Source organism: Aquimarina rubra, from assembly GCF_042684305.1.
Lineage (GTDB): Bacteria > Bacteroidota > Bacteroidia > Flavobacteriales > Flavobacteriaceae > Aquimarina > Aquimarina rubra.
This window is the reverse complement of record NZ_JBHULE010000008.1, coordinates 734,311-747,556: the sequence shown is the minus strand read 5'-3', so window position 1 is coordinate 747,556 and position 13,246 is coordinate 734,311. Positions and strand designations below refer to the sequence as shown.

Sequence of the window (13,246 nt, the reverse complement as noted above, 5' to 3'; positions counted from 1 at the left end):
AATATTCTGGAGCGACTCAATTTTTCTTCACAAATTTGATGGTATCACTAATAATACTAACGGGAACAAGATAATACATTCCAGCACTTAATTCAGATACCGAAATATTTGTAATACTATTACCTTTTGCCGAAAATGATTTTATTTCTTGCCCTAAGGTATTATATATTTTGAAATCAATAGGCTCAGAATTATTATTAATTTGTAGCGATAGTTGAGTATCTAAGAGGTTGCCGCTAATCAATTCTATCTTTTTTATTGTTTCTGTAAATTCCGGTGTGCTAAGAAATTGCTGATTAGCCTGTAATTCCATAACTACTGGTAGATGGTCGCTCATAGTATATAACGCATCTCTTAGAGCGCTATCAAAAGTTCCTGTGCAATCGACGTTATCAATCCTTTGGTTATAACAATTGCCATTATTACCATAAGCTTCGTAAGTATTAGGAATATATTTTAATTCGGTACTATTAACCATATTTTCTGACATTAAGATGAAGTCAAAACGATCATCCAATCCGCCGCCACTTCCAAAATCATCAAAATCCTCACTACTTAGTCGTGTACTTTGAGTATGTATATCGGTAAATGTGTTATCACTGCTCCAATTACCGGGAGTGTTGATAGGATCAACCATAATAATTTTGTTATTCACGTCTAATAACTCTTGATATGCTGGTTCATTAGAAGAATACAAATTGAAATCGCCGGCAAAAATCACGTAATCATTTTCATCTAAATTAGCATAATTATCTGTAAACTCTCTTACCATATTGAGGCGTTTTGTTTCATTATCAGAACCTCTGCTAGCTTTTAGATGTGCCACAAAAACTTCTATTCTAATCGGATTGTTTACTTGATCTTCTGATATTAACTCTAATGTATACCAATTGATATCCCTTATAGTAGTGATTAGTCTTTGACTTTGGATCAATGTAAACTTTTGATTGTTGTAATATAGTAATTGATGTAATTCTACATCAGAATTAGAAAAATTACTTAAGAAAGGAGCACTGGAATAATTAGTATTGTCATCATTTAATGAATTGTTTAGTATCTCATTACCTCCCTCTTCTGTTTCTAATTCACAAATCATAAAAATATCAGGTTCATAACTATCGATGATCGTTTCTAATATTTCTTCTCTATTTTCCGGCGGAGCAGTAGGATAATTTAATACATTATAAAACATAGTTTTTATAGTAGCCTGCCCAAAAGAAATTTGGGCAATACAAAATGTGACGACTATTATTAATGATCTTTTCATTGTTGAGTTTGTTGAGTTTGTTGAGTTTGTTGAGTTTGTTGAGTTTGTGCGAAAAGAAATGTTTTCTAAAAATTTGGGCTTAGATTATATTCTCCGTAGAATTTATCTAATATGTGCAATACTTCTTCTGGTGTATCCACCACGTGGATTAAATCCATATCTCCCGCGCTAATATTTCCAAATTTGTCTAAAAGTGTACTTTTTACCCAGTCAATTAGCCCTCCCCAGAATTCAGTTCCTACTAAAATTATTGGGAATACGGCTATTTTTTTAGTTTGTATCAAAGTGATTGCTTCAAAAAGTTCATCTAGAGTTCCAAATCCTCCAGGCATTACGACGAATCCTTGAGAATACTTTACGAACATTACCTTACGAACAAAGAAATAATCAAAATCAAGACTTTTGTCGCTATCAATATAAGGATTATCGTGCTGTTCAAAAGGCAAATCAATGTTTAGACCTACGGATGTTCCGCCACCTAAATGTGCTCCTTTATTACCGGCTTCCATGATACCTGGTCCACCACCGGTAATCACACCATACCCGTGTTCTACGATCTTTTGAGCTACATCAACGGCTAATTGATAGTATTTATCATCAATTTTGGTTCTTGCCGATCCAAAAATAGAAACACAAGGTCCAATTTTACTCATTTTTTCGAATCCATTCACGAATTCTCCCATGATTTTAAAAATAGCCCAAGAGTCATTTGTTTTTATCTCATTCCATCCTTTATGTCGTTGTTCTTTTCTCATAAAATAATATTTTACAGCTTTTAGTTAATCACTAATAAAGCTTTGATTGGTTGTTTATTTATTTTTTTGAAGGTAGCACGTAACTCTTCATTAGTTACTAACTTCTAATTCTTTTTTTAGAAACTTAGCGGTATAGCTCTTTTTGTTTTTAATAATTTCCTCTGGAGTTCCTTTGGCTACAATTTCGCCACCATTTTTACCTCCTTCGTATCCAATGTCAATAATATAATCTGCCATTTTTACAACATCCAGATTATGTTCAATAATTAATACAGTGTTTCCTTTATTTACTAGTTCATTCAGGACCTCCATCAATACTCGTATATCTTCAAAATGAAGACCCGTAGTAGGTTCATCTAATATATAAAAAGTATTTCCGGTATCTCTTTTTGATAATTCTGTTGCTAGTTTTATGCGCTGTGCTTCACCACCAGATAAAGTAGTTGATTGCTGTCCTAAGGTAATATATCCTAAGCCAACACTTCTGATTGTTTTTAATTTTCTAAATATTTTAGGAATCTGATCAAAAAACTCACAAGATTCATTGATAGTCATTTCTAACACATCAGAAATAGATTTTCCTTTATATCTAATTTCTAAGGTTTCTCTATTAAATCTTTTTCCCTGGCAGGTTTCGCATTCTACATAAACATCAGGTAAGAAATTCATTTCTATGACACGCAGACCTCCACCTTTGCACGTTTCGCATCTACCGCCTGCTACATTAAAGCTAAAACGGCCCGGTTTGTATCCACGAATCATAGCCTCGGGAGTTTTAGAAAATAAGTTTCTGATTTCTGAAAATACACCGGTATATGTTGCGGGATTAGAACGTGGTGTGCGACCAATGGGTGATTGATTAATATCAATAACTTTATCGGCATGCTCTAAACCTTTAATTTTTTTGTAAGGCATAGGTTTTTTAACACCATTAAAATAATACGCATTAAGAATAGGGTAGAGTGTTTCATTAATAAGTGTAGACTTACCACTACCCGAAACTCCGGTAACGGCAATCATTTTCCCTAAAGGTATATCGATCGAAACGTTTTTCAGGTTATTTCCTGTAGCACCGGTTAAAGAAATCTTTTTGCCATTTCCTTTTCTTCTTTTTGCAGGAACTTCTATTTGTTTTTTACCACTCAGATAATCCGCGGTTAAAGTATCGTGTGATCGTAAATCTTCCGGAGTACCTTCACTGATGATTTCACCACCGTGTTTTCCTGCTCTCGGACCAATATCAATGACATGATCTGCTCGCTCAATCATATCTTTATCGTGTTCTACAACGATAACAGAATTACCAATATCTCTCAACTGAACCAAAGAGTTAATGAGTTTCTCATTATCACGTTGATGCAGTCCAATACTTGGTTCATCTAAAATATATAAAACTCCCACCAGTTGAGAACCAATCTGAGTTGCCAAACGAATCCGCTGTGCTTCTCCACCAGAGAGTGATTTACTACTTCGGTTTAGAGACAAATACGTTAATCCAACGTCTATTAGAAATTGCAGTCGAGCATTAATTTCTTTAAGGATTTCTCCTGAAATTTGCTTTTGTTTTTCATTTAATTGATCAGGTAGATGAATGAACCAATCTGCTAATTCACTAATATCCATATTGGCCAGATCAGCAATATTTTTCTCACCAACTTTAAAATATAAAGATTCTTTGCGAAGTCTGGATCCGTTACATTCGGGACATTCAATATTATCCATAAAATCCTTTGCCCATCTGCGCAAAGAAGTAGAGTCATTATTAGTGTAGGTATTGTCTATAAAAGTGGCAATTCCTTCAAAATCAATCTTATATTCTCGGGTAACTCCAAGTGTTTTACTATCTACACTAAATTTTTCTTTTCCTCCATAAAGAATGACTTCCATCGCTTCCTTAGGGATTTTTTTAATCGGATCACTTAGTTTAAAATCGAAGCGTTGTGCAATTAATTCTAATTGCTTAAAAATCCAGTTATTCTTTTGTGGTCCTTGTGGTACCAATCCTCCATTTTTAATGGATTTAGAATCATCTGGAATGATTTTTTTGATATTTACTTCATATAGATTGCCAATCCCGTTACATTTAGGACAAGCGCCTTTTGGTGAATTAAATGAAAAGTTATTGGGTTCCGGGTTTGGGTATGAAATTCCGCTTGACGGGCACATTAAATTTCTACTAAAAAATCGTGCTTCTTGAGATTCTTGTTCAATTACCATCAATACATCATCACCGTGATACATAGCAGTATTAATAGTCTCCATCAAACGTTTAGAATTATCTTTATCGTCATTAACAGCCAAACGATCAATAACGATCTCTATATCGTGAGTTTTGTAGCGATCCAACTTCATTCCTTTGGTGATATCTTTAATTTCACCATCGGTCCGCACTTTTACAAAACCTTGTTTTGCTATTTGTTCAAAAAGTTCTCGATAATGCCCTTTTCTGGATCTTACGATAGGGGCTAGAATGTTTATTCTTTTACCATTAAAGTCTTTAAGAATAAGATCTTTGATCTGCTCATCGCTATAACTAACCATTTTTTCACCGGTATTGTAGCTATAAGCATCGCTTCCACGAGCAAATAAAAGTCTTAAGAAATCATAGATTTCCGTAATGGTTCCAACGGTACTTCTTGGGCTTTTACTGGTTGTTTTCTGTTCTATAGCAATTACAGGAGATAAACCGTCGATTTTGTCAACATCAGGACGCTCCAGACTACCCAAAAATTGCCTGGCATAAGCAGAGAAAGTTTCTATATATCTACGTTGTCCTTCGGCATAAATCGTATCAAAAGCTAACGATGATTTTCCAGATCCCGAAAGCCCGGTAATAACTACTAATTTTTCTCGAGGTATGGTGACATCAATGTTCTTAAGATTATGAACTCTTGCCCCTAAAACCTCTATATTTTCGTCTGATATTGCCATAAATTTTTAACCAAGATTGCAAATGTAGTTATTTGATAGCTCTTAGTAAAATAGGGTTGGCTTTTACAATTGTTAAATAGCTGTTATAATTTTGGACTTTGAGAGCCTCAGTCCTCTCACTTTGACAGAGGTCGGTACAGGGATGCTGAGTTTACGGAAGGATAATTCTCAGATCACGAGCCCTGAGGCTCTAGAACGTTGATTCCAGATAAATAGAAGTAAAGCAATTAATCCTAAATTAATATTCTGTTCTGTCAATTTTTGAATTCCATTTTTTGAAAACTTTTAATGCTTCATCTCTCAATCCATTGGTGAACTCTATTTGTCTATTAGAAATTCCTACTGCAATTTCATCATAAATTAATTGGTCATCAAATTCGATATCAGCAGCATCTTCACGCGTACATCCATAAAAAACTTTTTTAGGTCTGGCCCAATAGATGGCTCCCAGACACATAGGGCAGGGTTCGCAAGAAGTATAAATGATACAATCTTCTAACTGAAAAGTGTTTAGTTTTTTGCAAGCCGTACGGATGGCATCTACTTCTGCATGAGCAGTGGGATCATTTTGTGATGTAACCTTATTACAACCTTCTGCTATGATTTCTCCATTTTTTACAATTACTGCTCCAAATGGGCCGCCTGTATTAGTATCCATACCATTTTCTGCAAGTTCAATGGCACGCCTCATAAATTTCTTATCCTCTTCTGTCATTTGTCTTTATTTAATATTTTAATTCGATAAAAATGATAACATTTTTATCTATTGAGTCTTTAATGAAATCAGGTGGAAATGTAGATTTTTTATAGTAAGAAACAAAATATATTATTGGTTCATATTTTTGATCTTAATAACTTCTGCGGCAATGCTTACGGCTATTTCTTCTGGAGTTTGACTTTTTATGGTAAGCCCAATAGGTGCACGAACTATGTTTAATTCAGACGTTGTTACACCTTCTTTTTGTAATACCTCCCACATTGTTTTTAATTTTGCTTTGCTACCAAGTACGCCTATGTAGGCAAAATTATTTCTGATAAGTTTACTCAGCACTAATTTATCATCGGTATATCTGTTGGTCATAATTGCCACATAACTTTCTGAACCTTCAGAAATGTAATTTCCTATTTCATTAAAGTCCACAATTAATTTTTGGTGTGCACTCGTATTTAGTTCTAGTGTGTTTAGGTCTTTTCGATTATCAAAAACAATCACATAAAATCCAAGAGTTACAAATAATTCAGAAACTGCTACACTCACATGACCTCCACCAACGATGTATAATGTACTCTTATGTCCTATATATTCTTTAAAAAACCAATCTTGAGATGCGTTTATCTTGTACTCGAATTTATTGGTTAATTGTTCATTGGAAAAATTTAATAAAGTCGGTGTTAGTGTCAATATTCCATTAGTATTGTTTTGTAAACAATCCAAAATATCTTCAATAACAGAAATATGTGTATTGTTTAATGGATGAAAGACTACCGTTTGTTCCCCTGAACAAATCATTCCTGAACCGTTTTCTTTATGACCTTGATGTATTTGTTTTTTCAAAAAGATTTTCAGATCCCGATTTCTTAGTAGTTTTTTAGCCTCTTCTACCAATGAAAATTCCATAACGCCTCCTCCAATAGAACCAAAAATAAAACCGTCTTCAGCAACCAGCATTTTAAACCCTTTTCTACCGGGAGAACTACCTATATTTTCTATAACAGTTAGTAAATATACGTTTTGGTAATCTCGTAATTTTGATAAAAGATGTTGCCAGAATTTCATACGTTTTATTAAAAAATATAATCCACTTCTAATTGAAAATAACTTCACTTAATGCATAATAAATAGCCATTAATGCAGAGAAGATAGCACTAGCCAAAAATCGCCAACTTAAGTTTACTTTATTTTGAATCAAATAATTAGCCACAAATGATATTGGGATATTGACCAAAAATGATACCCATGCTATTTTTAGTAAATTTAAGTTGATTTGAGTAAGATTGCCAGAGAAAAGTTTGATAAATAACAAATGACGCGCAATCCACAGTGGATTAAAATAGAGGATTGCTAATCCTGTTTTAGCAAGTGTCTTTTTGACTCCTGTTATATCCTTTGTTTTGACCTCGATCCAAGCGAAATAATTCGGAATTTCGAAGGCATATAATGTTGCGCCCAATACGATCATACCTAATAGTCGATACATAGAAAATTCTCCTAGTAGTAGTGAAGCAATCAAATCACCAGAACTATAAATAATAGTTCCTCTAAGAATATTAGCTTTGGTGTATTGCAGTTTTATGGTTTTGCTCAAGGTTATTACTTTTCGTATAATCCCATGAGTACCTTTTCTGGTGTAAAGGGGGAATCAAACTTTAGTTTATAATTTTTGTTGAATGCTTTTACGGCCTGCTGAATTGCAAAGTACGCACCAATTCCATACATTAATGGAGGTTCACCAACGGCTTTAGATTTGTGGATCGCCATATCGTTTCCATCCGTTTCTACAGCTATTGTTTCGATTGTCTTTGGGGCCGAAAATATATCCGGGACTTTGTAGGTTGACAATGCATTTGATAATAATCGTCCATCACTATTATAAGAGATTTCTTCCATAGTCATCCAACCAATTCCTTGTGCGAGGGCACCTTCTACTTGACCAATATCTACACCAAAATTCATACTTTCTCCGAAATCATGTACAATTTTCACGGAGTCAATTTCATAGGTTCCTCTCACACAATCCACTGTCACAGATGTAATGGCGGTACCATACACGTGATATGCAAAAGGGTGTCCTTTTTCTTTAGTTTTATCAAAATGAATAACTGGGGTTGCATAATGTGCATTTTCTGATAAGGCAATACGTTCTGCCATGGCCTGAGCAACGATTGCTTCCCATGTTATTTTTGATTTTTTACCATCTACAAAAACATAATCTTCTTGAAAAGAAATTTTGGACACATCTGCAGTCACCATTTTAGAAGCCACTATTGCTAATCTTTCTAGTAATGCAGTACAAGCCTTTAGTACAGCTTTTCCATTTAAATCTGCTGTCGAACTTGCTGCAGAAGGTGAAGTATTGGCGACACGAGTGGTATTGGTTGTTTCTAATTTTACTTTATTAGCGGAAATACCTAACGCATTCTGAGCGACTTGTAGCATCTTTGTATTAACGCTTTGCCCCATTTCTACCGCTCCTGTACTCACACCAACACTGCCATCCTGATAGATATGAATTAATGCTCTCGCATGATTCATCATGGTGTTTGTAAATGAAATTCCGAAGGTGACAGGCATTAAAGAAATTCCTTTTTTGAAATGGGCATTATTAGCATTGAAATCAGTAATTTCTTTCTCTAGTTTATCAAGTTCAAACTTTTCTTTTGCGGTAAACCAAGTATTTTGGGCTTCAACGTTGGTTGCGATTTGCCCGTAAGAGAATTCATCATTTTCGGCCAGTAAGTTGGCTTCCTGAATTTTTCGTTTATCAATACCTATTGTATCTGCTGCCTTGGCAATAGCCGATTCAATAACGAACATTCCTTGTGGGCCACCAAAACCTCTAAATGCCGTATTGGGAGGTAGGTTTGTTTTACAGCTATAGACGGTTGTACTCACATTAGGAACAAAATAGCTGTTTGTGGCATGAAATAATGTTCTCTCGGCAATTGCTGGTGATAAATCTGCTGCTGCACCTGCGTTTTGTAAAAATTCAGCTTCAAACGCAACTATTTTTAAGTTTTTATCAAGCCCAATTTTGAAAAAAGAGGAATATGGATGACGTTTTCCGGTCATGCGCATATCATCATGGCGGTTTAGGATATATTTTACAGGTTTATTGAGATGTTGTACGGCAACTGCAGCCATAACAGACCAAGGAGTTGCTTGATCTTCTTTTCCCCCAAATCCACCACCTAATCGAATAACGTCTATCTCTATCTTATGCATAGGTACTCCCAAAACTTTAGCTGCCGTTTTTTGTACTGCTGTTGGGCCTTGTGTTGATGATGTAATCTTAATACTTCCATTTTCTTGAGGAACAGCATAACAACCTTGCGTTTCCAAATAAAGATGCTCCTGACCGTTAGAAAAAGTTTCCCCTTCGATTACGTAATCACAATCCGAAAAAGCTGCATCTGTATCTCCTAATGAAAACGAACGTGGAGTATTGATGAAGCTCTGTTTCTCTTTGGCTTCTTTTGCCGTTGTAATTACAGATAATTCTTCAATCTCTATGTCAATAAGCAGCCGTGCTTTTTTTGCAATGGCTTCAGATGTTGCTACAATAAATGCTATAGGTTGTCCCCAAAAATGAACTTCGTCTTCTGCCCATAGAGGCTCATCCGGAATGATCCCACCAATTTGGTTTTCACCCAAAATATCTTTGTATGTAAATATTTTTACAACGCCCTTAACCTGTTCTGCTTTTGTATAGTCTACATGTTTTATTTTCCCATGAGCTTTTGGTGAATCAAATACCAATCCATACAACGTATCTTGCCTAGTAATCAAATCATCAACAAATAGTGATTCTCCCCGAACATGAGTAAAACTGTCAATATTTTTCATCGTCTTCATCATGCGATCAGTTTTTGAAGTTGAATTTTTGTTGGAAATAACTCGATAAAATGTGCAAAGAACAATTGTTTGGCTAATAAACGCTTATAGTCTGCAGATCCTCTTACATCACTAATTGGTGTTATTTCGGATTGTAAAACTACTGCAGCTTCTTTTATGGTTTCTGAACCTATTGTTTTTCCGATTAAGAAATTACTAGTATCGAATAGATATTTTGGGATAGGAGCAACGCCTCCCATAGAAAAATGCGCCTCTTTGATCACATCATCATCTAAAGTGATCTTTGCAGCGGTATTTACACTCGCTATATCTAAATGGGTTCGTTTACTCACCTTTTCGAAATTATAAAAATCTTCGTTTCCCAGAATATCGAAAGAAATACTTTTCAAAATTTCTCCCTTCTGTAAATCATACGTTTTATACCCTTTATAAAATTCTTGAAATGCTATTTGTCTTTCCTGTTTAGTTTCGGCTTGTATTGTTAAGGAGGTATTGAGCGCTAGAAAGAAAATTGTCATATCCCCGATTGGAGATGCATTTACAAAGTTTCCTCCCAAAGTTCCCATATTCCGTATGGGTTCAGAAGAAACTAGTTTCAAAAAAGACTTCAACTTTGGAAATAGAAGTCGTAATTCCTTATTTTCTAATAGCTCTGTAACTGTAGTATTAGCACCTATGGTACAAGTTGAATCTGTAAATTCAATTCCTGTCAAAGTTTTATGACCCGCAATTAACTGAACTTGTTCTTGGGCAAGTTGATCTGCGTTATGCACATATAAATCAGTTCCACTAGCAACTATTTTTCCTTCGCCGGTAAGAACTTTTGGCTCTAAATCTTTTAATTTCTGCGGAATGGTTTCAAAATAATCAGGAATAAATTTCTCTTTGATCAACCAAGTAACGGTATCATTAGTATCTTTTTCTTTCAGTTTTTCTTCTATAAGTAATCCCGCTTTCTCAATTGATTTATATCCCGTGCATCTGCAGATATTACCACTTATGGCATCATTACAAGAATCCAGGTTATTTTTATCTTTTTCTATAGCGTACCCTGTCATAGAAACCACAAAACCCGGAGTACAGAACCCACATTGAGTAGCATAGTTATCGGTCATGGCTTGTTGTACTGTATTCAGTGTTTTCGGTAAATTAATTCCTTCGATCGTTACAATGTGTTTTCCGTTGGCATTTCCGAGAGGTGAAATACATGACGTAATACTTTGATAAGAGACTTTGTCATCATTTAGTTGTCCAACCAAAACTGTACATGCACCACAATCTCCTTCACGACAACCAATTTTTGTTCCTTTTAATTGCTTGTGTTCTCTAATAAAGTCTAGAAGCGTTAATCCTGCATTAGCAGATGTGTGAATAACCTCGTTATTTAAAATAAATTGAATCATAAGTAGAAAGCAAGGTACTAAAAACTTATAATTGATAAAGACTGAAGTGCTATAATTCTCATTGAAACTTTAAGTGAAATCGGACTTCGGCTAAGCGGTTGCTGAGTGTACCGAAGTACAGTCCTCGAATTGGCACGTTAACGAAGGGTGATGCTTTCGAACCATGAGAGTACCCAGACTTCGACTCCACGACTGCTGAGTTTACCGAAGTATAGCCCACAAGCATCGAAACCGGAGTATAGGGAAATATCCTAATCAAATCATACTGAATATTAGATTTCTCACTAGATCATATGACTAAACCGTCATACTTTTATATTTTAGCTTAAAAACAAATACCAATGATATTAGGAATAGGCTCCAGAATTAAACATCCAACTTATGGGTTGGGTGTAGTTACTAATGTGACATCAAAGATGTATTGGGTAACATTTATAGAAAACGGATTAGAAACCATTGATGTCGATGAAGATTTTGAAGTGATTGATGGGGTAGAAGATGAAGTAGATACTGTAAGTTTCTATGAAGTGGAAAACACCTTTAGGGAATTATTAAAACGCTACAGTGATATATCCGAAATTGTTCCGATTGCTGATAAATGGAAAGGAGGTAAGATCATACTAGAACCCGGTGATACGAATCTTGTTTCTAAAGAAATTCCGATTGATACGTTTTTTCATAAAATAGTAATGGTACGAGATCGCATCCGTGTGATGGAACAAAAGATCAATAGTTCTAAAGTAATAGACGATCAGGATAAGATAGATTTACAACAATACATTACACGTATGTATGGGAGTTTGACAACATTTAATGTGTTATTCAAAAATAAATCCCAACAGTTCACGGGAAGTAGCAAAAAATAAATGACAAGATATCCACTGATTAAAAAGATTGGATTGATTGCCGGACCCATATTGTTTTTGGTCTTGATCAATCTTCCTATAGTGATGGTTTCTGAAATTGCTGATAAAGTACTTTCGGTAGCAGTATGGATGATTGTTTGGTGGATTACAGAAGCAGTTTCTATATCGGTAACTGCTTTGATACCATTGATTTTGTTTCCGCTGGTCGGTGTTTTAGACCTAAAAACCGTTTCGCAAAGTTATGGAAGTCCTATTGTATTTCTTTTTTTTGGTGGATTCGTGATGGCTTTGGCGTTAGAAAAAGTGAATTTACACAAGCGAATTGCGTTATCTATTATTAGAATTACAGGAACCAGTCCGGATCGGGTCATTCTGGGGTTTATGATTGCGACTGCTTTTATGAGTATGTGGATCAGTAATACAGCCTGTACAGTAGTGATGTTGCCAATTGCGTTGTCTGTAATCCAGTTATTAGTAGACGATGAAGATGGTTTTACCAAGAACGATCGAAACTTTGCCTTGAGTATTATGCTCGGCATCGCTTTTTCTGCGAATGTAGGAGGCGTGGCAACGATAATAGGAACACCACCAAATTCTGTTTTAGTAGGGTTTTTAGAAAATGAATATCAGATAGAAATCTCTTTTCTGAATTGGATGTTATTGGCATTGCCTTTCTCTGTTTTGATGATCGGAATTATATATGTTGTGATTGTAAAATGGATATATCCGAATCGTATTGCAAGTTTTGCTGCATCCAAAGATGTGATACATCAAGAATTAAAAAAGCTTGGTAAAATAAAGAAGACTGAACGCAGAGTGTTGACCATTTTTTGTGTAGTCATATTTTTATGGATTTCCAGAACTACCATTAATGGTTTTTTCCCTGATCTTAAGTTGTCGGACACTGGTATTAGTATGATGGGAGCATTTGCTTTGTTTGTGATTCCGTTTCGATTAAGTAAAGGTGAGTTTACCTTAATTTGGAAAGACACTCAGAAGCTACCTTGGGGAATCCTTATCTTATTTGGCGGAGGATTAGCATTAGCAAGTGGTTTATCTCATGCAGGGCTTATAGAGTTGGTAGCTAATATGATCGCAGCCAATAAAGGTTTAAGTTTATTGGCGGTGACGCTGTTACTTATTGTTTTTATGCTCTTTATGACAGAGTTGATGAGCAATGTAGCTTTGGTTGCCATTTTTGTTCCTGTGGTTGCAGGAATAGCACTTGGACTTGATATACCAATACTACATCTGTTGATTCCGGTAACGATGGCAGCGAGTTGTGCCTTTATGTTACCGATGGCAACACCACCCAATGCCATTGTATTTGCCAGTGGTTATGTAAAAGTATCCGAAATGGTTAAAGCAGGATTGATTCTAAATATCATCTCTGTGATATTACTGGTCTTATTGTTTAAGTTTTATGTGTCTTTGTTGTTTTGAAATGTAGT

The 13,246-nt window shown here is 35.2% G+C and carries 10 protein-coding genes; 2 read left to right on the top strand and 8 right to left on the bottom strand.

Annotated features, from left to right (window positions below; all coding sequences use genetic code 11):
- Positions 1-16: 16 nt before the first annotated feature.
- From ACFSR1_RS07555 to ACFSR1_RS07520, 8 genes are all read right to left on the bottom strand, one after another.
- On the bottom strand, positions 17-1,267 hold the full coding sequence (locus ACFSR1_RS07555; protein WP_378291192.1) for a T9SS type A sorting domain-containing protein: 1,251 nt from the start codon (positions 1,265-1,267) through the stop codon (positions 17-19).
- Positions 1,268-1,332: 65 nt separating this feature from the next.
- Positions 1,333-2,022: an LOG family protein gene (locus ACFSR1_RS07550; protein WP_378173488.1), complete on the bottom strand. Its 690-nt coding sequence runs from the start codon at positions 2,020-2,022 to the stop codon at positions 1,333-1,335.
- A 90-nt stretch (positions 2,023-2,112) separates the two neighbouring features.
- Positions 2,113-4,953, bottom strand: coding sequence for an excinuclease ABC subunit UvrA (uvrA, locus tag ACFSR1_RS07545; protein ID WP_378291190.1), 2,841 nt, complete (start codon positions 4,951-4,953; stop codon positions 2,113-2,115).
- Between the two features lie 238 nt (positions 4,954-5,191).
- Positions 5,192-5,668, bottom strand: a complete 477-nt coding sequence (locus tag ACFSR1_RS07540; RefSeq protein WP_378291188.1) for a nucleoside deaminase — start codon at positions 5,666-5,668, stop codon at positions 5,192-5,194.
- Positions 5,669-5,779: 111 nt separating this feature from the next.
- Positions 5,780-6,730: an XdhC family protein gene (locus ACFSR1_RS07535; protein ID WP_378291186.1), complete on the bottom strand. Its 951-nt coding sequence runs from the start codon at positions 6,728-6,730 to the stop codon at positions 5,780-5,782.
- Between the two features lie 28 nt (positions 6,731-6,758).
- Positions 6,759-7,259: a hypothetical protein gene (locus tag ACFSR1_RS07530; RefSeq protein WP_378291184.1), complete on the bottom strand. Its 501-nt coding sequence runs from the start codon at positions 7,257-7,259 to the stop codon at positions 6,759-6,761.
- A 5-nt stretch (positions 7,260-7,264) separates the two neighbouring features.
- Positions 7,265-9,529 (bottom strand): xanthine dehydrogenase molybdopterin binding subunit, encoded by a 2,265-nt coding sequence (locus ACFSR1_RS07525; protein WP_378291182.1) that lies wholly within the window; start codon positions 9,527-9,529, stop codon positions 7,265-7,267.
- The gene (locus tag ACFSR1_RS07520) at positions 9,526-10,929 is read right to left on the bottom strand and encodes an FAD binding domain-containing protein (RefSeq protein ID WP_378291181.1); all 1,404 of its coding nucleotides are present in this window, start codon (positions 10,927-10,929) and stop codon (positions 9,526-9,528) included. Before ACFSR1_RS07520 ends, ACFSR1_RS07525 begins: the two co-directional genes overlap by 4 nt.
- 341 nt (positions 10,930-11,270) lie before the next feature.
- Between ACFSR1_RS07520 and ACFSR1_RS07515 the strand changes: the two genes are divergently transcribed.
- Positions 11,271-11,795 carry a hypothetical protein gene (locus ACFSR1_RS07515; protein WP_378291179.1) on the top strand — a complete coding sequence of 175 codons (525 nt, stop codon included), beginning with the start codon at positions 11,271-11,273 and terminating at the stop codon, positions 11,793-11,795.
- Positions 11,796-13,238, top strand: a complete 1,443-nt coding sequence (locus tag ACFSR1_RS07510; protein ID WP_378291177.1) for an SLC13 family permease — start codon at positions 11,796-11,798, stop codon at positions 13,236-13,238.
- The last annotated feature ends 8 nt before the right edge of the window (positions 13,239-13,246 follow it).

Bases quoted from the DNA above. Each gene is read 5' to 3' on its own strand.
- ACFSR1_RS07555 (WP_378291192.1), bottom strand. From the start codon at position 1,267: ATGAAAAGATCATTAATAATAGTCGTCACATTTTGTATTGCCCAAATT.
- ACFSR1_RS07550 (WP_378173488.1), bottom strand. From the start codon at position 2,022: ATGAGAAAAGAACAACGACATAAAGGATGGAATGAGATAAAAACAAAT.
- uvrA (WP_378291190.1), bottom strand. From the start codon at position 4,953: ATGGCAATATCAGACGAAAATATAGAGGTTTTAGGGGCAAGAGTTCAT.
- ACFSR1_RS07540 (WP_378291188.1), bottom strand. From the start codon at position 5,668: ATGACAGAAGAGGATAAGAAATTTATGAGGCGTGCCATTGAACTTGCA.
- ACFSR1_RS07535 (WP_378291186.1), bottom strand. From the start codon at position 6,730: ATGAAATTCTGGCAACATCTTTTATCAAAATTACGAGATTACCAAAAC.
- ACFSR1_RS07525 (WP_378291182.1), bottom strand. From the start codon at position 9,529: ATGATGAAGACGATGAAAAATATTGACAGTTTTACTCATGTTCGGGGA.
- ACFSR1_RS07520 (WP_378291181.1), bottom strand. From the start codon at position 10,929: ATGATTCAATTTATTTTAAATAACGAGGTTATTCACACATCTGCTAAT.
- ACFSR1_RS07515 (WP_378291179.1), top strand. From the start codon at position 11,271: ATGATATTAGGAATAGGCTCCAGAATTAAACATCCAACTTATGGGTTG.
- ACFSR1_RS07510 (WP_378291177.1), top strand. From the start codon at position 11,796: ATGACAAGATATCCACTGATTAAAAAGATTGGATTGATTGCCGGACCC.